This window comes from Salmonella sp. 741265050_HSA (assembly GCF_046569445.1).
In the GTDB taxonomy this organism is placed as follows: domain Bacteria; phylum Pseudomonadota; class Gammaproteobacteria; order Enterobacterales; family Enterobacteriaceae; genus Salmonella; species Salmonella enterica.
On sequence record NZ_JBKFSV010000010.1, the window covers coordinates 113,180 to 133,915 of the forward strand.

The following is a 20,736-nucleotide window of genomic DNA, read 5'->3' on the forward strand; positions in this document are numbered from 1 at the left end:
CTTACAGACTCAGTTCGCTATTCAGTACCAACGCCAGTAACGCCTGGCGAGCGAAAATACCGTTGCCCGCCTGTTGGAAGTACCAGGCGTGTGGCGTTTTATCCACATCCGTGGTGATTTCATCAATCCGCGGCAGCGGGTGCAGCACTTTCATATTTTCACGCGCGCCGTTCAGGTCGCTGGCGCGCAGAACAAACTGCGCCTTCACATTGGCGTACTCCGACGGGTCGAGACGCTCTTTCTGTACGCGAGTCATATAGAGGATGTCGACGTCGGCCATGACCTCTTCAATAGAACCATGCAGGCTCCAGGCCATCCCTTTTTCATCCAGCATATCCAGAATGTACTGCGGCATCGCCAGCGCGTCCGGCGCGATAAAATAAAAACGGTTGCCGCTAAATTTCGCCAGCGCCTGGGTTAGCGAATGCACGGTGCGGCCATATTTCAGATCGCCGACCATCGCGATATGCAGGTTATCCAGACGGCCCTGCGTTTCCTGGATGGTGAACAGATCCAACAGGGTTTGCGTCGGATGCTGGTTCGAACCGTCGCCCGCATTGAGCACCGGCACCTGACCGGAAAACTCCGTCGCCAGACGTGCCGCGCCTTCTTGCGGATGGCGCATCACAATCGCGTCCACGTAAGTGCTAATCACTGAGATCGTGTCGGCTAACGTTTCTCCTTTTTTCCCCAGCGACGTGTTGGCGCTGTCGGAGAAGCCCACTACGCTGGCGCCCAGGCGATGCATTGAAGTTTCAAACGACAGGCGGGTACGCGTGGAGGCTTCGAAAAAGCAGCTGGCGATCACTTTATGTTTCAATAGCTCCGGCTGCGGGTTGGCTTTTAATTTCGCCGCCGTCGCCAGTACCAGATTAAGATCGTCGCGGCTGAGGTCGTTTATGGAAATGATATGTTTTTGATATAGCGGGTTAGCCATGTTTATCTCCTGACGCCTGGGCAAAAAAAAGCCCCTCAATTGAGGGGCTTGGTATTGGTTTTCAACGGAAAGAAAAACGGCAGGCCTGCGTCCTTTTTCAGACGCGGTAAGACAGAATGTCGTACACACTGAACCATGCTTCCTCCCGGCAAATTGTCCGCGATTATACTCAGCTCTGTTTTGGGATCAAGCGAATTAATGCATGATTTACTCATCGCAAACGGTTCTTATGAATTTAAATTCATTTTAAGCAAATAATTAATTTGTTTGTGTACCAGCGCCGTGCGCTGAACGACCCGTGGTGCGACCCAGACAATACTGCTACCGGCAACGACGCCGAGAATTTCCGGCAATGCGTGGTAATCCAGAATTCTTGCGACGGCGCGACCATAACCTGCTGCCGTATGGATAAGGATAAATTCGCTATTATGTTCAACGCTGACGACCATTTCGGCTATTGAACGTCCGGCATCCGGCGAAGGACGCCGCTGGGGATTTACGGAATAAATCTTTTGTCCCTTCGTATTTCTGATTTTTATTGCGCCCAGCAGCTTGAGCAGGCGCGAAACCGTAGACTGACTGATACCTTCAAATCCCTCATTTTGTAAATCGCGGCGAATCTCCTCCTGGGACAGGTAACTTTTTTCACTAATCAGGCGCTGACAAACCGCCAGTTGCTGTTGTTCTTTGGCGGAGTAATCATCGTATTCCTTCATAAATGCACCTTATCTTTATTATTGATATCAACGGACTGGCGAAATTCATCACATTTGTCACATTGATTGCGGATCAATCGGGCGGTTTTGCAGGAAAATGAGAAGCCGATCAAAAAAGGTGACGGCGTGCCTGATGGCGCTGTGCTTATCAGTCCTGTCGGATAAGACGCGTCGCCATCTGGCTCGTTACATCATCGCTCCGATGCTCAGTACCGCCATGTTCAGCAATGTCAGGATCAGCAACAGCGGCGCGACCCATTTCAGATAGCGGACATAGGGAACCCGCGCGATTGCCAGACCGCCCATGACCACGGCGGAGGTGGGAGTAACCAGGTTCACAATCCCGGAGGCCGACTGGTAGGCGGTTACGACCAAATCCCGCTGTACGTGGGCAAAATCCGCTAACGGCGCCATAATGGGCATTGTCAATACGGCAAGACCGGAAGAGGAGGGCACCAGGAAGGAAAGCAATACTTCCAGCCAGTAGGTTACGTTTATGAAAATGGTGGTAGATAGACCGGAAACCAGACTTTCCGCGCTGTGCAAAATGGTGTGGGTAATCATACCGTTATCCATGACCACCACAATGCCGCGCGCGATACCAATAATTAGCGCCACGCCGAGCAAATCCCGCGCGCCGTCGATAAAGGTACTGGTGAACGCTTCCTCACCCATCCGCGTTATCACGCCAACGATAATCGCCGCCGCCAGAAAAACGCCGGAGATTTCCGCCATCCACCAGCCGAGAACCGCCACGCCGTAAATCATCACCGCGAAAGAGGCGGCGAAGATCAGCAGCACCCATTTCCGGGTAGCCGTAAACTCCAGCAGTGTATTGGCGCGATTGCCGAGGAAATGGGCGCGATTTTCCTCCATTTTATCCGCCACGATAGAAAGCTCAGGATGGGCGCGGACTTTGCGCGCATAGCGCATTACCCAAAACACGCACAGTACGTAGCCGACAATTAACAGCAGTACGCGCATCAGCATTCCCTGAGTAAAAGGGATGCCGGCGGCGTTGGCGGCAATGACCGTGGCGAAAGGGTTAATGGTCGAACCGAGCGTGCCTATCCCCGCGCCGAGTAGTACGGTTGCCGCCGCCACTAACGGATCGAAGCGGGCCGCCATCATAACCGGCACCAGCAGCGTGTAGAAGGGCAACGACTCCTCCGCCATGCCATAGATAGTGCCGCCTGCGGCGAACAGCGCCATCAGAATGGGGATCATCCACTCATCTTTGCCGTTGAGTTTGGCTGTTACCCGTTCAATACCGGCATCAATCGCCCCCGTTTTATTCACCACCCCCAGAAAGCCGCCGATAATCAAGACAAACAGCGCGACGTCAATGGCGCCGGCGGTGTAGGTTTCGTGGTTATAGAGGCCGTCAATCGGCGCCAGTAAAACAGCGGTAATCCCTTGCGGATGCGCGTCCACGGGGGCATACGTTCCCGCCACCGGCACCTCTTTTCCCAGCGTGGCGTTCATCGCCATTTGGTATTTTCCCGCCGGCACAATCCAGGTCATCACCGCGACCAGGGCAATAAGAATAAACAGGATGGTATAAGCGGTGGGAAATTTAAATTTACCCATGATGTTCTCTCCTGATATCACGGATATGCGCCGCGAGGGCGCATATCCTGTGGGATTAGTCGCCGAGCGTCGCCACCATGACCGCTTTGATGGTGTGCATCCGGTTTTCCGCTTCATCGAAGACTATCGAGCCTGCGGACTCGAACACCTCTTCCGTGACCTCCAGTCCTTTCAGGCCGTAAGCCATTTCGATTTCGCGTCCCACTTTGGTGTGCTCGTTATGGAAGGCGGGTAGGCAGTGCATAAACTTCACATCAGGATTACCGGTAGCGTTTACCACCTGCTGGTTGACCTGATATGGCGTCATCAGACTGACGCGCTCCGCCCAGGCTTCTTTGGGTTCTCCCATCGAGACCCAGACGTCGGTATAGAGGAAATCCACGCCGTGAACGCCGTCTTCAACGCTCTCCGTTAAGGTGATACGAGCGCCGGTAACGCTGGCGATTTCCCGGCACTGCGCAACCAGCGCGGCATCAGGCCAGAAGGACTTTGGCGCTATCAGGCGGATATCCATGCCCATCTTCGCCGCGCCCACCATCAGCGAGTTGCCCATATTGTTGCGCGCGTCGCCCTGGTAGGCGAAGCTCAGTTCCGGCAGCGTTTTGCCCGGCGCGTGTTCCAGCATGGTCATCAGATCGGCCAGGATCTGTGTGGGGTGAAATTCATCGGTCAGGCCGTTCCAGACGGGAACGCCCGCGTATTCCCCTAGTTCTTCCACAATGTGTTGACCAAAACCGCGATATTCGATGCCGTCATACATCCGCCCCAGGACGCGAGCAGTATCTTTCATGGACTCTTTATGGCCGATCTGCGAGCCGCTTGGGCCGAGATAAGTCACCTGCGCGCCCTGGTCGAAAGCGGCGACTTCAAACGCGCATCGTGTGCGGGTAGAGGTTTTTTCAAAAATCAGCGCGATGTTTTTGCCGATCAGTGTTTGCTTTTCGCATCCGGCTTTTTTTGCGGCTTTCAGCTCAATAGCCAGATCGATGAGGTGTTGGATTTCCGCCGGGGTGTAGTCAAGCAGCTTCAAAAAGTTACGATTTTTCAGTGAAATAACCATTACAATATCCTTGTTAAAATGAATTGCCTGATGGCGCTGCGCTTATCCGGCCCACGGTTATGCGCGCTCTGTAGGCCGAATAAGGCGGAAGCCGCCATCCGGTAAAAAGCCTTATGCGTCAACGTCGGCGGTTTCACACCGAATCAAAGTACCTTTCTCGCCCGCGAGAATGGCTTGCCCATCCGCCAGCGAGCCGATTCCGGCAATGCCGCGGCAATGGCTGACAAACTCAGCGCAGGCGGTCACTTTCGGGCCCATCGAACCGGCGTCGAACTGCATTTCACGAAGCAGCTCCGGCGTAACCTGCGCCAGCGGGCGTTGGGTGGGTTTGCCCCAGTCGAGATACACCGCGTCGGCATCGGTCAGAATGAGCAGCGCGTCGGCGTGAATTTGGCTGGCAAGCAGGGCGGCGGACAGATCTTTGTCGATCACCGCCTCGATACCGTGGTAGCCATCGGCTTTTTCCACGACTGGCACGCCGCCGCCGCCGTTACAGATAACCAGGTGATCGCGGCTAATTAGCGCGCGGATGGCATCGTTTTCCACAATGCGTTTCGGCTGCGGGGAGGGCACAACGCGGCGGAAGGCGTTACCGTCGGCTTTGAATACCCAGCCCTTTTCTGCCTGTAACGCACGGGCCTGCGCTTCGTCGTAAATCGGTCCGATATATTTGGTTGGATTGAGGAATGCCGGGTCGTTGGCATCGACTTCGACCTGGGTGAGCAGGACGCTGATTTCACGCTCCGGCAGATGATTCTTCAGCGCCTGTTGCAGCATGTAGCCAATCATGCCCTGGCTTTCCGCACCGAGAATATCGAGCGGGTAGGGCGTAACGTTAGCGTAGGCGCTATTTTGTAGCGCCAGCAGTCCTACCTGTGGGCCGTTGCCGTGCACTAACACTACGCGCCATTGCCGGGTAAGCTGGGCGATGGTTCTGGCCGCCAGTTCGATATTTTTACGCTGAATATCAGCCTCCAGCGGTTCGCCGCGTTTGAGCAGCGCATTGCCGCCCAGCGCGACGACCAGTGTGCGTTTGTTTTCCATAACGTCTCCTTTAAATACCATCGCGTTCCAGTGGACAGCTCATGCAGCGTGCGCCTCCGCGCCCGCGACCCAGTTCATCGCCGGGAATGGGAAGGACGGTAATGCCGGCTTTGTCGTATTTTTCGTTGGTCCAGATGTTGCGCTCATAGCCCACCACCACGCCGGGACGCAGGGTGAGCACGTTATTGGCGTCATTCCACTGTTCGCGCTCAGCTTCAAATGCGTCGCCGCCAGTGGTGATTAAGCGCACCTGATCGATGCCAAGCGCTTTTTCAAGAGCATGAACCAGCGTGCTCTCCTGGGTTCGTTTCAGACCGCCGCGTCCGTCTGGCGTCAGCGTCCAGCACTGAACGTCCGGGCGAACGACTTCCGGATAGACGGAGAAGGTGTCGATATCAATGTGGGTCATGACGGTGTCAAGGTGCATACAGGAGCGATGTTTTGGCAGTTCAACGGCAATGACGCGTTCCGCCTGACGATGTTTAAACAATGCCTGCGCCAGGAACTCGACACCCTGCGGCGTAGTACGTTCAGACATACCGATCAACACCGCGCCGCGGCCAATCACCAGCACATCGCCGCCCTCTAAAGTGGCGTGGTCGTAATTAATGTCCTCGTCGCCGAAATATTTAATGAAATCACCGCCTGCGAATTGAGGATGCCAGCGATAAATAGCACGTAAATTATTCGTTTCACGTTGGCGTGCAGGTTTCGCCATGGGGTTAATTGAGACGCCGTTATATATCCAGCAGGACGTGTCACGGGTAAATAGGTGATTCGGTAATGGCTTCATAATAAAGTCATTAATATCGTGAGTATCGACCACCATATTTTTTATGGAGGCGGGGATTTCGCCGTAAGTTAAACCGCCGCTTAAATGGCGAGCCAGTTCACGGTGCGGCATATCCGCCAGCCAGGCGCGAATGTCTGCGGCAAAGGTGGGCCCAAGGCGATAATCGGAAATTTGCGTATCCAGTAGCCAGGCTTTAGCGTCAGCCACATCCAGCGTTTGGGTGAGCAGGTCGGTTAACAGCAACACTTCTATCCCTTGCTGGCGCAGCGTGTTGGCAAAAATGTCATGCTCTTCGCCAGCGCGCTCTACGGATAATACATCGTCAAAAAGTAATTCCTGACAATTTGAAGGGGTAAGTCTTTTTAGGCTGAGATTGGGACGATGCAACATTACGCTGTGTAATTGACCAATTTCAGAACCGACAAAATGCTTTTCCATCATTATACCTTTTACATAATTTCAAGAATAAAGAAGGAGTGGCTGCAAATATTTAGCGTGCTTGCAGTCGCGGCGTTTCAGTTAAATTCGGGAGCAATGATTGAATTTTATTTGGGTTGTTAATGTGATGAGATTCACATCAATCAAGGAGTGCTATTTTTCTTATTTAATATATGAGCCGGGTCAGAGAAATTCAAAAAACAATAAGGCATTAAATGAATTACTACGCAGCTATATGGTTTGTTATTTTTTTATTGTTAATTATTTGTTTGTTGTATTGAATGATATTTAAATCTTAACTTATTGAAAATAAAGTGATTATTTTTAAGTGTTGCATAACTATGCGTGAAGGGGATTTTATTATCGGAGATATTTAAATAATTTAAAAATAACTATGGATAGAGAAGTCATTTATGCAGGGAGAGCGAATTGTGATCGCTAAAACGTTTTTATGTTAACGCCTTTAATATCAAAGCGTTGTTAGTGATGGCAATTTGGCGCCGCTGGGGTTTATGCATAGGTGCTGCATAAAGTTGGGTGAACTATTAACAATATATAAACACCGCTGGCGATAAACATGCGCTGGCGCAAAATCGATGAGAGTAAGGGTAGTATGGCAGCCATTTTTCTCGTATAAAGAGAAAAATAAAACGCTGTTTTAACTAAGGGGATGCGATGATTATTGGCAATATTGAACATCTGGAGGCCTGGCTGCCGACGGCGTTACGGCAGGCAATTGAGCACGTCAATGCGCATGTCACGGCAACGACCGCGCCAGGTAAGTATGACATTGACGGCGACAGGCTGTTTTATATGATTTCTGAAAATATGACGGAGCCGGGCGAATCGCGCAGCGCAGAGTATCACGCCCGTTATCTTGATATTCAGATTGTGCTACAAGGTCAGGAAGGGATGGCATTCAGTACCCGGCCTGCGGGAACGCCGCACACGGACTGGCTGGCGGATAAAGACATTGCATTTTTACCGACGAGCGTCGGCGAGAAAACCGTCGTCCTGAACGAAGGTGACTTTGTGGTGTTTTATCCCGGCGAAGTGCATAAGCCCCTGTGCGCGGTGGGAGAACCGGCGCGGGTACGTAAAGCGGTTGTGAAAATGCTGATAGCGTAATATTTTGTGCCGGATGGCGGCGCCTGCACGTTGTGATCTTGTAGGCCAACCGCCATCCGGCATCATAACGACATTATTTAGACAGCGTCGCTACCATTACTGCTTTGATGGTATGCATTCGGTTTTCCGCTTCATCAAAGACAATGCTGGCCGCAGACTCAAAAACCTCGTCGGTCACTTCCATCCCGCCATGTAAACCGTACTCTTCGGCCATTTTTTTGCCAAGCGTGGTTTCGTCATCATGGAACGCAGGCAGACAATGCAGGAACTTAACCTGCGGATTGCCGGTTAACGCCATCATCTGGCTGTTGACCTGATAATCACGCAGCAGGGCAATACGCTCCGCCCATTTCTCTTTGGGTTCGCCCATAGAGACCCAAACATCGGTATAGATAAAATCCGCGCCTTTTACGCCCGAGGCGATATCTTCGGTCAGGGTGATGGCGCCACCGTTCTTTTTCGCCATGGCGCTGCACTCCGCCACTAACGCGGCTTGCGGCCAGCAGGCTTTTGGCGCGACCAGACGGAGATCCAATCCTGTTAACGCGGCGGCTTCCAGCATGGAGTTACCCATGTTATTACGCGCGTCTCCGGCATAGACCAACGTCATCTCGTTAAAGGCTTTACCCGGCAGATGTTCCTGCATGGTGAGCAGATCCGCCAGTAATTGCGTTGGGTGATACTCATCGGTTAAACCGTTCCATACCGGCACACCGGAATATTCAGCCAGCGTTTCGACGATCTCCTGGCCATATCCTCGATACTGAATACCGTCAAACATCCGGCCCAGGACGCGGGCAGTATCTTTGATGGACTCTTTATGGCCGATCTGGCTCCCGCTGGAGCCCAGGTACGTCACGCGCGCCCCCTGATCGTATGCGGCAACTTCGAAAGAGCATCGTGTCCGGGTCGAGTCTTTTTCGAAGATGAGCGCAATATTTTTACCCACCAGCTTTTGTTCTTCTTTACCGTTTTTCTTATCGGCTTTCAGTTTGGCGGCAAGCTGCAACAGAGCAGTGAGTTCGCTGGCGGTGAAATCAAGTAACTTTAAAAAAGGTTTTTGGTAAAACGTAGACATACTTCCCTCACATGGCTTAGGCCTCTCATTGAATTAAAATTCACTTTATATGGATGATTATTCATTTGCAACCCTGTTTGATAAAACTTTTCTCGATAAGGTGGAGGCAACGTCGGCGGTATGTGACAATAAGAGTATCGGCAGGACATCTATGAGGAACGAGCTATGGCAAACCCGGAATTACTGGAAGAGCAGCGTGAAGAAACGCGGTTAATTATTGAAGAGTTACTTGAGGATGGCAGCGATCCGGATGCGCTGTACACTATCGAGCATCACCTTTCCGCTGACGATTTCGAAACGTTGGAAAAAGCCGCGGTAGAAGCCTTTAAACTCGGCTATGAAGTGACGGAGCCGGAAGAGCTGGAAGTGGAAGAGGGCGATACGGTTATTTGTTGCGACATCCTCAGCGAGTGCGCGTTGAACGCCGAACTCATCGACGCTCAGGTTGAGCAACTGATGAACCTGGCGGAAAAATATGATGTCGAATACGACGGCTGGGGAACCTATTTTGAAGACCCTAATGGCGAAGAGGGTGATGACGACGATTATGTCGATGAAGATGACGACGGCGTGCGTCACTAAAGCTGCATAGTATGACGGTACGGCAGCGTCTGCTGTCGTATTTTTTTACAGGTTACGTATGAATTACCCGCAAATACTCTCTCCGGTGCTTAATTTCCTGCATTGCCCGACGCCGCAGGCGTGGATTGTCCAGGCCCGCGATCCGCAAAATCTTCCTCTTCTGCTTACCGATCACTTGATCTGCGAACTGAAGGCTGCGCAAACCGCGTTGCTGTTGGTGCGTAAATATGTCGCCGATAAATCGGGCGCCGACGCGCTGCTCGCCTGGCTGCAACCTTACGAGGCGTTCGCGTTTCGTCAGGGGCCGGAGCCGGATTTTGTTGCCCTGCATAAACAGATTAGCAAAAGCGCCATGCCGCAAGCTGATGACCCCTGGGGTCGTCAGCTTATCGACCGTATGGTGTTATTGATTAAAGAGGAGTTGCACCATTTTTGGCAGGTACGCGAGGTCATGCAGGCCAGAAACATTCCTTATGTGAAAATCACCGCCAGCCGCTACGCGAAAGGAATGTTGAAAGCGGTACGCACGCACGAACCGCTCACCTTAATTGATAAGCTGATTTGCGGGGCGTATATCGAAGCCCGCTCCTGCGAACGTTTTGCCGCTCTGGCGCCCTGGCTGGATGAGGATTTACAGACGTTTTATCTCTCGCTTCTGCGCTCCGAAGCGCGGCATTATCAGGATTACCTGGCGCTGGCGCAGCAGATTTCCGCCGAGGACATTTCTGCGCGCGTGCGCTATTTTGGCGACGTGGAAGCTGACCTTATCTTGTCGCCAGACCGCGAGTTTCGTTTTCATAGCGGCGTGCCAGCCGTCGGATAAAGGGTAAAATTAAAGATTAGCGTTTTTATCTTTTACGCTGTCGCCGTCTGCAAAATTTGTGGTGGTCATCCGCCCGGCATCAAGCTGCTGGCAAGCAGGAAAAGTCATTTTCATGATATTCTGTCCTGAGTAAAGCCTGCCAGCGGCAGGCAAAAGAACTCACTCAGTGTTATATTCCCGAAAGGTGACCGTGAACAATGCCATTTTTGCATCATCACTACGGGTTTTTGTGTTGAAATAGTTACTGTTTCACGCCTTTTGACGCTTCAGAGCAGGTCTTGCCAACAAAGGTTTGTTTAATTTTGTTGATGGAGGTTGTTTTATTACCTCCTGCATCGACATCCGATTTCATGGTCATCGCAAATTCTGTATCGCTTATTTTCGTCGTTTCTACAATAGAGTGCGATTTGACATCAGGATTATTACACACAGTCTCATTGATCAGTTTGGTATCCGTACTTTCTACAAATGTTGTCGTGCAACCGCCTGCACTGGTAGAAAAACCCTTCACCATTTTTTTAGAATCTTCAGACATTTTAGGGGTATAACACATAAGCGTCGCTATGCCCGAATTTTTTTCATCCATTAATACTTCTTTTGTATCTGGATTGATGGTGCGCATTTCTATATTTTCCATTTTCCATTCGCCGGGCTGTATATCTAATGCATATACATTAGAGATACTAATAAACATAGCGGGGAAAACAATTGCTGATAATAGGCGTTTCATTTATAACTTCCTTGAATAATAAGTGATTCCCGGATAACAGGATGTTTCCGGGATTACTTATATCAGCAAAAATAATACCTGGCGAGGATAAATAAACGCCTGGTTTTCAGAGATCCTTTAACATCCTCACTTCGCAATCGACATGTCCGGTGCAGCCGAGCGGTTCGCTAATATGCTCAAATCCTAAACGTTCGTATAGCGCAATCGCCTCGCGTAAAAAAGCCGTTGTTTCCAGATAGCAGCGTTTAAAACCCTGTTCACGGGCATGATCCAGCGCCATCAGCGCCAGCTTTTTCGCCAGCCCCTGACCACGAATCATCGGTAAAAAATACATTTTTTGCAGTTCACAAATGTCTGGTTCGCTACAGGATAACGGCGCCACGCCGCCACCGCCCACCACACAACCGTTTTGCTCTACCACCCAGTAGGCTGCGCCCGGTTGGCTATAAACCTGATACAGTTCATCCAGATTGGGGTCGGCAACGGTATAACCTTTATCGGCGGTAAGTCCGTATTCCGCTGAAACCTGACGGATGACACGGGCAATAGCGGCATTGTCGGCGGTAGTGATTCGGCGCACCGTGAGCGTTGGCGAGGCGACATTATTCATAATATGGCTCAATTTTTAAAATTTATTTATAGATTACTTTAATACCACCGTCTTGAGTCACGCGCAAGGAGATCCTGAATCAGACAAAATAAAAGGCGGAAAAATTAAACAAAAATAGTATTGTAGTCGAATCAGTAACAATCTACTGATTTTTATTATTAATTCTAATAGACTGCAAGTCAGGGATATGATTCATGAATAACGTTATCAGTAGTAAAGATAACCATAATCACACGTTGGTGTTTACAGGCAAGGGCGGAAAGTATTTTGTTATTTGCCTTGTGAATTTCTTGTTGACGTGTATCACGTTGGGAATCTATGCGCCGTGGGCGATGGTGAAGTGTCGACGTTATATTTATACTAATATGACGCTAAACAATCAGCCTTTTGCTTACAAAGCCACGGGCAGCGCATTATTTATTAGTATGTTGTTAGTTTTTATTATTTATATTGTTAGCCTCTCTCTTATTGAACACGGTCATCCCGGTCTCGGTTTTACGCTATTCGGCTTATTAATTGCGATTATTCCTTTTATGGCGGTGAAAGGATTACAGTATCAGGCGATGATGACTTCGCTTAATGGCGTACATTTTGGATTCCAGTGTTCCATGCGGCGCGCATGGTGGTACATGTTCGCTCTCCCGGTACTCCTGATGGTGGCGCTTTATATTGTTCTTTATATTATCTCACTGGTAACCATCGCCGTCGGCGGTTTAGTGTTCAATATCGTTTTTCTCGGTTTGCTGGCTATTATTGGGATAGGGGTTATTAACGGTATTACCTACAGCAAATGGATGACCTTGTTTGGCAATGGCGCAAACTTTGGCATTCATCGTTTCTCGATTCAGGTTAATGTTAAAACGTGCATCAGAGGGTGCGTGTTGGCAATGTTGACCCTTTTCCCTTTTGCTGTCGTGATTGGTTATCTAATCGCGCCGGTGTTCACCGACATGATTCTTTTGAGTATGATGGGGAATGCGCAGGCAGGAGGGGCGCTTATTCTGCAATATTATAGCCAGATAATGGCATGTTATTTCCTCTATTTTCTCGCGATTATTGTGGTAACCAGTTACTTATATGTGGCGTTACGCAACCTGTTTTTAAACAATTTGTCACTGGCGAACGATTCGATTCGTTTTCATTCCTCTGTCACTTCACACGGTATGCTGTGGCGGTTACTGGTGGTGTTTGTGATTTCCGGCGTGACCTTAGGGCTGGCTTATCCGTGGTTGAAAATTGGGCTGGTGAGCTGGCTGGCGCAGAATACACAGGTCCAGGGCGATCTGGATTCACTTGAGTTAACCAATGATGAGACGCCGCTGGAAAATGGCCCGCTAATGTGGATTTCTCGTGGCATCATGCCTTACTTCCCGTTTATCTGATGTAAAAAGGCCGACGTTTACGTCGGCCCATAATTCATGTTGTCGGATGGCGGCGTGAATGCCTTATCCGGCCTACCGATCGCGCCATGTCAATAAGCGAACGTGTAGGCCTGGTAAGCGAAGCGCCATCAGGCTTTCAGATTACAGCGCGCTAATAACCGCCTGCTGCTCAATCAGCTTCGCTTTGGCTTCTGCGTAACCGTCCAGCTTCTCACGCTCTTTGGCAATCACCGCTTCCGGCGCACGGGCGACGAAACCTGCGTTGGACAGTTTGCCTTCGATACGGGCAATCTCGCCTTCGATTTTCGCCACTTCTTTCGCCAGACGCGCCAGCTCATCTTCTTTGTTGATGAGGCCAGCCATCGGGATCAGCAGTTCAGCGCCGTCGATAATTTTGGTCACGGAAACCGGGCCTTTGTCATCAGCTGGCAGCACGGTGATGCTTTCCAGACGCGCCAGGGTTTGCAGGAAGCTACGGTTGTCGTTAACACGACGAACGGCTTCTTCACTACAGCCGCGCAGCAGCAGTTCCAGCGGTTTGCCCGGGGCGATGTTCATTTCCGCACGAATGTTACGTACCGCGACGATCGCCTGCTTCAGCCACTCGGTATCGGCCAACGCGGCTTCATCTACCTGTGCGGCGTTATATTCCGGGAACGGCTGCAGCATGATGGTGTCGGCGGTAATACCGCAAATGACCTTCACGCGCTGCCAGATGGTTTCGGTGATGAACGGAATGATCGGGTGCGCCAGGCGCAGCAGACCTTCCAGTACGGTGACCAGCGTATGGCGGGTGCCGCGCAGTTCAGACTCGGAACCCCCGGTCATTACCGGCTTGGTCAGCTCCAGATACCAGTCGCAGAACTGGTTCCAGGTGAATTCATACAGAATGCCCGCGGCGATATCGAAGCGGAAGCTGTCCAGCGCGTCGCGGTAGGCTTTAACGGTCTGGTTGAATTCCGCCAGGATCCAGCGGTCCGCCAGCGACAACGTCATTTCGCCGCCGTTGAAGCCGCAATCCTGCTCTTCGGTGTTCATCAGCACAAAGCGGCTGGCGTTCCACAGCTTGTTACAGAAGTTACGGTAACCTTCCAGGCGCTTCATATCCCAGTTGATGTCGCGACCGGTCGAGGCCAGCGCCGCCAGGGTAAAGCGCAGGGCGTCGGTGCCGTGCGGCTCGATGCCGTTCGGGAACTGCTTCTCGGTACGCTTGCGAATTTTCTCCGCCATCTGCGGCTGCATCATATTGCCGGTGCGTTTTTCCAGCAGTTCCGGCAGAGAGATGCCGTCCACCATATCCAGCGGGTCGATAACGTTACCCTTGGATTTGGACATCTTCTGGCCTTCGTCGTCGCGAATCAGACCGGTCATGTAGACAGTATGGAACGGCACCTGCGGCTTGCCGTTTTCATCTTTGATGAAGTGCATGGTCATCATGATCATGCGGGCAATCCAGAAGAAGATGATATCGAAGCCGGACACCATCACGCTGGTGGGGTGGAACTGACGCAGCGCGTCGGTGTTTTCCGGCCAGCCGAGGGTGGAGAAAGTCCACAGCGCGGAGGAGAACCAGGTATCAAGAACGTCTTCGTCCTGACGAAGCGCAACGTCGGCGCCGAGGTTATTTTCCTGACGCACTTCGTCTTCGGTACGGCCAACGTAGACGTTGCCGTCGTTGTCATACCATGCCGGGATACGGTGACCCCACCACAACTGACGAGAGATACACCAGTCCTGGATATCACGCATCCAGGAGAAGTACATGTTTTCGTACTGCTTCGGCACGAACTGAATGTCGCCGTTCTCAACCGCTTCCACCGCCGGTTTCGCCAGCACGTCGGCACGGACGTACCACTGGTCGGTCAGCATCGGTTCGATAACTACACCGCCACGGTCGCCGTAAGGAACGGTCAGATCGTGCGGTTTAATTTCTTCCAGCAGGCCCAGCGCGTCAACGGCAGCAACGATGGCCTTACGGGCAGCAAAGCGTTCCAGCTTCTGGAACTCAGCCGGAATCTCGCTGGAATAAACGTCAGACTCTTCACCTTTGGTATCGAACACTTCCGCGCTTTCGCGAATGTCGCCGTCAAAGGTCAGGATGTTGATCATCGGCAGGGCGTGACGTTTCCCGACTTCATAGTCGTTAAAGTCGTGCGCCGGGGTGATCTTCACGCAGCCGGTACCTTTTTCCATATCGGCGTGTTCGTCGCCCACAATCGGAATGCGGCGGTTAACCAGCGGCAGAATAACGAATTTGCCAATCAGATCTTTATAACGCGGATCTTCCGGGTTCACGGCCACGCCGGTATCGCCCAGTACGGTTTCCGGACGGGTGGTGGCGACGACCAGGTAATCTTTACCGTCTGCGGTTTTCGCGCCGTCGGCAAGCGGATAGCGGATGTGCCACATCGAGCCTTTGGACTCGCGGTTTTCCACTTCCAGGTCAGAGATGGCGGTGCGCAGTTTCGGGTCCCAGTTCACCAGGCGTTTGCCACGGTAAATCAGGTCTTCTTTGTACAGGCGAACAAAGACTTCTTTCACGGCATTGGAAAGGCCTTCGTCCATGGTGAAGCGCTCGCGCTCCCAGTCAACGGAGTTGCCGAGACGGCGCATCTGACGGGTAATGGTGCCGCCGGATTCCGCTTTCCACTGCCAGATTTTGTCGATAAACGCATCGCGGCCGTAGTCGTGACGGGTTTTACCTTCTTCAGCGGCAATCTTGCGCTCAACCACCATCTGGGTTGCGATCCCGGCGTGGTCGGTGCCGACCTGCCACAGGGTGTTTTTACCCTGCATACGCTGGTAACGGATCATGGTATCCATGATGGTTTGCTGGAAAGCATGTCCCATATGCAAACTGCCGGTGACGTTCGGCGGCGGGATCATGATGCAGAAGGACTCTTTGCTTTCGTCGCCGTTAGGCTTGAAATAGCCCTGCTTTTCCCAGTGCTCGTAAAGCGGCTGTTCGATATCTTGGGGGTTATATGTCTTTTCCATTATTTCCAGGTTGCCGTATTCAGGTTAAAACCAGCCACGCGGTAGGCTTTGTAGCGTTCGCGCGCCAGTTGTTTCAAAGTTTCTTCGTAAGGGACGAAGTCTACCACTTCTGTGAAAGCGGTGGCAAAATCTGCAAAGCTTGTACGCAGGCTGATTAAAATATCGCGCGGGCTGCTGTTGCGTTTTTGCGGCCAGGCAATTTCAACCGGCGCGCCGCCGCGTGGGCCTTCGCCTGCCAGATTGTGCGGGACAAAACTTTCCGCCGGTCTTGCCCACAGCGCTTCATCCAGCCGAATGGCCTGCTTCTCATCTTCGCAGGCGATCAGCACGCGCTTGCCGGCGCGCCAACGTTCTGCGGCAATTTCACACACCAGTTGTTCAACGGCGCTTAAACCATTGACGGTAGTGTCATTATCCAGAAGATAGAACGTCGCATTTTTCATATATGGGGCTTCTTGTGGTGGATTTAAATGCGTTGCCATGATGCCTCCCGTAGGCCGGATAAGCGCAGCGCCATCCGGCAAAACGCCTGATGGCGGCGCTAATGCGCCTTATCAGGCCTACGGGGTAATCTCAAACTTACTCTTCGCCGTTAAAGCCCGCACGATTGAGCAGGAACTGCGACAGCAGCGCTACCGGACGACCCGTCGCGCCTTTCGCTTTGCCGGAGCGCCAGGCGGTGCCGGCGATATCCAGGTGCGCCCAGTTATACTTACGGGTAAAGCGTGACAGGAAGCAGCCCGCGGTGATAGCGCCGCCAGGACGACCACCAATATTCGCCATATCCGCAAAGTTGGACTCCAGTTGTTCCTGGAACTCATCGCCCAGCGGCAGACGCCACGCGCGGTCGCCCGCTTGCTCGGACGCGCCGATCAGTTCATGCGCCAGCGGGTTATGGTTCGACATCAGACCGGTAATGTGATGGCCCAGCGCAATCACGCAGGCCCCGGTTAGCGTCGCCACGTCGATAACCGCTTCCGGTTCGAAGCGCTCAACGTAGGTCAGCACGTCGCACAAAACCAGACGGCCTTCGGCGTCGGTGTTCAGGACTTCAACGGTTTGACCAGACATGGTGGTCAGCACGTCGCCCGGACGATACGCGCGTCCGCCCGGCATGTTTTCACAGCCCGCCAGCACGCCGATAACGTTAATCGGTAGCTGAAGCTCGGCAACCATACGCATCACGCCGTAAACCGCCGCTGCGCCGCACATGTCGTACTTCATCTCGTCCATCCCTTCAGATGGCTTGATGGAGATGCCGCCGGAGTCGAAGGTCAGGCCTTTACCCACCAGCACGATCGGGCGCGCGTCTTCGGATGGATTGCCCTTGTACTCAATCACCGACATCAGCGATTCATTCTGCGAACCGTGGCCGACCGCCAGATAAGCGTTCATACCCAGTTCGCGCATTTGCTGTTCGCCGATGACGCGGGTGATGACATTTTTGCTGTAGCTGTCAGCCAACTGGCGCGCCTGTGACGCCAGGTAGGCGGCGTTACAGATATTGGGCGGCATGTTGCCGAGATCTTTCGCTGCCTTAATCCCGGCGGCGATGGCCAGACCGTGCTGAATGGCGCGTTCGCCGCTGGTGAGCTCACGGCGGGTCGGCACATTAAAGACCATCTTACGTAGCGGGCGGCGCGGCTCGCTCTTGTTGGTCTTGAGTTGATCAAAGCTATAAAGCGTCTCTTTGGCCGTTTCGACGGCCTGACGCACTTTCCAGTAATTGTTGCGGCCTTTGACGTGCAGTTCGGTCAGGAAACAGACGGCTTCCATCGAGCCGGTATCATTCAGAGTATTTATCGTTTTCTGAATAACCTGCTTATACTGACGTTCATCAAGCTCGCGCTCTTTGCCGCAACCAATGAGGAGGATTCGCTCGGAAAGAACGTTAGGAACATGGTGCAGCAACAGAGTCTGCCCCGGTTTTCCTTCCAGTTCGCCGCGACGCAGCAATGCGCTGATGTATCCGTCGCTAATTTTGTCGAGCTGTTCTGCAATCGGAGAAAGGCGACGCGGTTCAAAGACGCCCACGACAATGCAGGCACTCCGCTGTTTCTCCGGGCTACCGCTTTTTACACTGAACTCCATGCACTATGCTCCTGAATCTTAAAGACAACAGTGGTGGCTACAGCTATACTCGTCGTCTTTCAAGTTGCAGATGCGTTGGCTGCGCCTGCTCACCCCTGTCACTTACCTGATGTAAGCTCCGGGGCTCCACAGTCTTGCCGCCTGCCTGCAACTCGAAATCCATTAGAGTATAGAAATTGAAAGCTTTCGTAACTCATGTCCGCTGTTGCGGTGACTTCGTGTTAATCTTAACGTTATTACGGCATTGGCACGTCAGAACAAGTTCTGAGAGGTGAATCCGCTGAGTATAATGATCTTAGCGATGATTTCGACGACTCAAGAGAATAAATGACGTTTAAGCCATGAAACAAGCTAAATTCCAGCAAAAAAATGGGTTTTTACGGGCGTATTTAAAGTGATAATCATAAGATATCTGGTGCGGGAGACGCTCAAAAGCCAGCTGGCGATACTCTTCATCTTACTTTTGATCTTCTTTTGTCAAAAGTTAGTGAGGATTCTCGGCGCGGCGGTTGACGGCGATATTCCCGCAAATCTGGTGCTCTCGCTTCTGGGGCTGGGCGTACCGGAAATGGCGCAGCTCATCCTGCCTTTAAGCCTGTTCCTGGGGCTGCTGATGACGCTGGGCAAACTGTATACCGAAAGTGAAATTACGGTTATGCACGCCTGTGGGTTGAGCAAAGCCGTATTGGTAAAGGCCGCCATGGTACTGGCGTTATTTACCGGTATCCTTGCGGCGGTTAACGTGATGTGGGCCGGCCCCTGGTCGTCAAAACACCAGGATGAAGTGCTGGCGGAGGCGAAAGCGAACCCCGGTATGGCGGCGTTGGCGCAGGGGCAATTCCAGCAGGCGACCAACGGCAGCTCGGTGCTGTTTATCGAAAGCGTTGATGGCAGCGACTTCCACGATGTTTTCCTGGCGCAGATTCGCCCTAAGGGCAACGCTCGTCCTTCTGTAGTCGTGGCCGATTCCGGACACCTTACTCAGTTGCGCGATGGTTCCCAGGTTGTCACCTTAAACAAAGGGACGCGTTTTGAAGGAACGGCGTTGCTACGCGATTTTCGCATCACCGACTTCCAGAACTATCAGGCGATTATTGGCCATCAGGCCGTGGCGCTGGACCCGAACGATACCGACCAGATGGACATGCGCACGCTGTGGAATACCGACAACGATCGCGCTCGCGCCGAGCTGCACTGGCGTATCACGTTAGTCTTTACCGTATTTATGATGGCGCTGATGGTCGTGCCGCTCAGCGTGGTGAATCCACGTCAGGGGCGCGTCTTGTCTATGTTGCCCGCCATGCTGCTTTATCTGCTGTTCTTCCTGATCCAGACCTCCATTAAATCGAATGGCGGTAAAGGCAAACTGGACCCGGTTATCTGGATGTGGGCGGTCAACCTGATCTATCTGGTGTTGGCGATTGGTTTAAACCTGTGGGATACGGTGCCGGTCCGCCGCCTGCGTGCCCGTTTTCTGCGTAAAGGAGCGGTATAATGCAGCCATTTGGTGTACTTGACCGCTATATCGGTAAAACCATTTTTACCACCATCATGATGACGTTGTTCATGCTGGTGTCGCTCTCCGGGATCATCAAGTTTGTCGATCAGCTGAAAAAAGCGGGGCAGGGTAACTACGACGCGCTGGGCGCGGGTATGTACACCCTGCTCAGCGTACCTAAGGATATCCAGATCTTCTTTCCTATGGCGGCGCTGCTTGGCGCGCTGCTGGGACTGGGGATGCTGGCGCAGCGTAGCGAACTGGTGGTGATGCAGGCATCTGGTTTCACCCGTATGCAGGTGGCGCTGTCGGTGATGAAAACGGCTATCCCCCTGGTGCTGTTAACCATGGCGATCGGCGAATGGGTCGCCCCGCAGGGCGAGCAGATGGCGCGTAACTATCGTGCGCAGGCGATGTATGGCGGTTCGCTGCTTTCCACCCAGCAAGGTCTGTGGGCGAAAGACGGGAATAACTTTGTCTATATTGAACGGGTGAAGGGCGACGAGGAGCTGGCCGGCATTAGTATTTACGCTTTCAACGATCAGCGTCGTTTGCAGTCGGTGCGTTACGCCGCTTCGGCAAAATTCGACCCGGAGCATAAGGTCTGGCGTTTGTCGCAGGTGGATGAGTCCGATCTGCAAAACCCGAAACAGATCACCGGTTCGCAGACGGTGAGCGGTACCTGGAAAACGAATCTGACGCCGGATAAGTTAGGTGTGGTGGCGCTGGACCCGGATGCGCTTTCCATCAGCGGTCTGCATAACTACGTTAAATATCTGAAGTCGAGCGGACAGGACGCCGGACGTTATCAGCTCAATATGTGGAGTAAAATCTTCCAGCCGCTCTCCGTGGCGGTGATGATGCTGATGGCGCTGTCGTTTATCTTTGGCCCACTGCGTAGTGTGCCGATGGGCGTGCGCGTGGTGACGGGGATTAGCTTCGGCTTCGTCTTTTACGTTCTCGACCAGATTTTTGGCCCGCTGACGCTGGTATACGGCATTCCGCCGATTGTCGGCGCGCTGCTGCCGAGCGCGTCTTTCTTCCTGATTAGCCTGTGGCTAATGCTGCGTAAGTCGTAATCACAGGCCGCCATCCGGCAATGCAGTAAAGCGCAGTGCCTGATGGCGCTGCGCTTATCCGGCCTACTATGACCCGTAGGCCTGATAAGTCCTTTCCGCCGCCATCCGGCAGACCGCCTGGTATTCCTCGAATGATGTAGTGCGTAACCTGACGCGTGGC

The 20,736-nt window shown here is 52.6% G+C and carries 20 protein-coding genes and 2 pseudogenes; 8 read left to right on the forward strand and 14 right to left on the reverse strand.

From position 1 onward, the window contains the following. Position 1: 1 nt before the first annotated feature. Both pyrB and pyrL read right to left on the reverse strand, forming a co-directional pair. Positions 2-937 (reverse strand): aspartate carbamoyltransferase, encoded by a 936-nt coding sequence (gene pyrB, locus ACLD4F_RS16330; RefSeq protein WP_000013055.1) that lies wholly within the window; start codon positions 935-937, stop codon positions 2-4. 35 nt (positions 938-972) lie between these two features. After that, positions 973-1,074, reverse strand: coding sequence for a pyr operon leader peptide (gene pyrL, locus ACLD4F_RS16335; RefSeq protein WP_000249504.1), 102 nt, complete (start codon positions 1,072-1,074; stop codon positions 973-975). Here pyrL and ACLD4F_RS16340 point away from each other — a divergent pair. Next, a pseudogene (locus ACLD4F_RS16340) lies at positions 1,054-1,195 on the forward strand (hypothetical protein). The gene pyrL and the pseudogene ACLD4F_RS16340 overlap by 21 nt on opposite strands. Here the strand turns inward: ACLD4F_RS16340 and ACLD4F_RS16345 are convergent. The 5 genes from ACLD4F_RS16345 to arcA all read right to left on the reverse strand — a co-directional run bounded on the left by ACLD4F_RS16345 (position 1,165) and on the right by arcA (position 6,578). Further along, the gene (locus ACLD4F_RS16345; RefSeq protein WP_000666051.1) at positions 1,165-1,653 is read right to left on the reverse strand and encodes an arginine repressor; all 489 of its coding nucleotides are present in this window, start codon (positions 1,651-1,653) and stop codon (positions 1,165-1,167) included. The pseudogene ACLD4F_RS16340 and the gene ACLD4F_RS16345 sit on opposite strands and share 31 nt — an antisense overlap. 186 nt (positions 1,654-1,839) lie before the next feature. Further along, on the reverse strand, positions 1,840-3,243 hold the full coding sequence (locus ACLD4F_RS16350) for a YfcC family protein (protein ID WP_000514420.1): 1,404 nt from the start codon (positions 3,241-3,243) through the stop codon (positions 1,840-1,842). Between the two features lie 55 nt (positions 3,244-3,298). After that, complete coding sequence (gene argF, locus ACLD4F_RS16355) at positions 3,299-4,303, reverse strand: ornithine carbamoyltransferase (protein ID WP_411010937.1); 1,005 nt, start codon at positions 4,301-4,303, stop codon at positions 3,299-3,301. 111 nt (positions 4,304-4,414) lie between these two features. Next, complete coding sequence (gene arcC / locus ACLD4F_RS16360) at positions 4,415-5,347, reverse strand: carbamate kinase (protein WP_000428751.1); 933 nt, start codon at positions 5,345-5,347, stop codon at positions 4,415-4,417. Positions 5,348-5,357: 10 nt separating this feature from the next. After that, the gene (gene arcA, locus ACLD4F_RS16365; RefSeq protein ID WP_024797433.1) at positions 5,358-6,578 is read right to left on the reverse strand and encodes an arginine deiminase; all 1,221 of its coding nucleotides are present in this window, start codon (positions 6,576-6,578) and stop codon (positions 5,358-5,360) included. Between the two features lie 675 nt (positions 6,579-7,253). Between arcA and ACLD4F_RS16370 the strand changes: the two genes are divergently transcribed. Continuing rightward, a complete protein-coding gene (locus tag ACLD4F_RS16370) occupies positions 7,254-7,706 on the forward strand; it encodes a YhcH/YjgK/YiaL family protein (protein WP_001647361.1) in 453 nt (150 codons plus the stop codon). Positions 7,707-7,779: 73 nt separating this feature from the next. On the opposite strand, the gene argF (ACLD4F_RS16375) is transcribed toward ACLD4F_RS16370, so the two are convergent. Then, positions 7,780-8,784: an ornithine carbamoyltransferase gene (gene argF / locus ACLD4F_RS16375; protein ID WP_000103041.1), complete on the reverse strand. Its 1,005-nt coding sequence runs from the start codon at positions 8,782-8,784 to the stop codon at positions 7,780-7,782. Further along, complete coding sequence (argL, locus tag ACLD4F_RS16380; protein WP_371045364.1) at positions 8,754-8,933, reverse strand: putative translational regulatory protein ArgL; 180 nt, start codon at positions 8,931-8,933, stop codon at positions 8,754-8,756. The genes argF (ACLD4F_RS16375) and argL overlap by 31 nt, the downstream gene beginning before the upstream one ends. 16 nt (positions 8,934-8,949) lie before the next feature. Here argL and rraB point away from each other — a divergent pair, with 16 nt between their 5' ends. Together rraB and miaE are read left to right on the forward strand one after the other, a co-directional pair. Continuing rightward, the gene (gene rraB / locus ACLD4F_RS16385; RefSeq protein WP_000002940.1) at positions 8,950-9,366 is read left to right on the forward strand and encodes a ribonuclease E inhibitor RraB; all 417 of its coding nucleotides are present in this window, start codon (positions 8,950-8,952) and stop codon (positions 9,364-9,366) included. 11 nt (positions 9,367-9,377) lie between these two features. Further along, positions 9,378-10,189: pseudogene (gene miaE, locus ACLD4F_RS16390) on the forward strand (tRNA isopentenyl-2-thiomethyl-A-37 hydroxylase MiaE). A 241-nt stretch (positions 10,190-10,430) separates the two neighbouring features. Here miaE and ACLD4F_RS16395 read toward each other — a convergent pair. Beyond that, positions 10,431-10,919, reverse strand: a complete 489-nt coding sequence (locus ACLD4F_RS16395) for a DUF3617 domain-containing protein (protein ID WP_000826193.1) — start codon at positions 10,917-10,919, stop codon at positions 10,431-10,433. A 106-nt stretch (positions 10,920-11,025) separates the two neighbouring features. After that, positions 11,026-11,529: a GNAT family N-acetyltransferase gene (locus ACLD4F_RS16400; protein ID WP_024797435.1), complete on the reverse strand. Its 504-nt coding sequence runs from the start codon at positions 11,527-11,529 to the stop codon at positions 11,026-11,028. Positions 11,530-11,723: 194 nt separating this feature from the next. On the opposite strand from ACLD4F_RS16400, the gene ACLD4F_RS16405 reads away from it, so the two are divergent. Continuing rightward, positions 11,724-12,911, forward strand: a complete 1,188-nt coding sequence (locus tag ACLD4F_RS16405) for a YjgN family protein (RefSeq protein ID WP_080094970.1) — start codon at positions 11,724-11,726, stop codon at positions 12,909-12,911. Positions 12,912-13,052: 141 nt separating this feature from the next. Here ACLD4F_RS16405 and ACLD4F_RS16410 read toward each other — a convergent pair whose 3' ends face one another. The 3 genes from ACLD4F_RS16410 to pepA form a co-directional block, all read right to left on the reverse strand. Continuing rightward, positions 13,053-15,908, reverse strand: a complete 2,856-nt coding sequence (locus tag ACLD4F_RS16410; protein ID WP_175268591.1) for a valine--tRNA ligase — start codon at positions 15,906-15,908, stop codon at positions 13,053-13,055. Further along, the gene (holC, locus tag ACLD4F_RS16415; RefSeq protein WP_001523689.1) at positions 15,908-16,351 is read right to left on the reverse strand and encodes a DNA polymerase III subunit chi; all 444 of its coding nucleotides are present in this window, start codon (positions 16,349-16,351) and stop codon (positions 15,908-15,910) included. The genes ACLD4F_RS16410 and holC overlap by 1 nt, the downstream gene beginning before the upstream one ends. Before the next feature lie 136 nt (positions 16,352-16,487). Continuing rightward, on the reverse strand, positions 16,488-17,999 hold the full coding sequence (gene pepA, locus ACLD4F_RS16420; RefSeq protein ID WP_000397158.1) for a leucyl aminopeptidase: 1,512 nt from the start codon (positions 17,997-17,999) through the stop codon (positions 16,488-16,490). Between the two features lie 280 nt (positions 18,000-18,279). Here pepA and ACLD4F_RS16425 point away from each other — a divergent pair, with 280 nt between their 5' ends. The 3 genes from ACLD4F_RS16425 to lptG all read left to right on the forward strand — a co-directional run bounded on the left by ACLD4F_RS16425 (position 18,280) and on the right by lptG (position 20,576). Further along, complete coding sequence (locus tag ACLD4F_RS16425) at positions 18,280-18,330, forward strand: hypothetical protein (RefSeq protein WP_212724070.1); 51 nt, start codon at positions 18,280-18,282, stop codon at positions 18,328-18,330. Positions 18,331-18,393: 63 nt separating this feature from the next. Further along, positions 18,394-19,494 carry an LPS export ABC transporter permease LptF gene (gene lptF, locus ACLD4F_RS16430; protein ID WP_080213764.1) on the forward strand — a complete coding sequence of 367 codons (1,101 nt, stop codon included), beginning with the start codon at positions 18,394-18,396 and terminating at the stop codon, positions 19,492-19,494. Beyond that, positions 19,494-20,576 (forward strand): LPS export ABC transporter permease LptG, encoded by a 1,083-nt coding sequence (gene lptG / locus ACLD4F_RS16435; RefSeq protein WP_001182242.1) that lies wholly within the window; start codon positions 19,494-19,496, stop codon positions 20,574-20,576. Before lptF ends, lptG begins: the two co-directional genes overlap by 1 nt. The last annotated feature ends 160 nt before the right edge of the window (positions 20,577-20,736 follow it).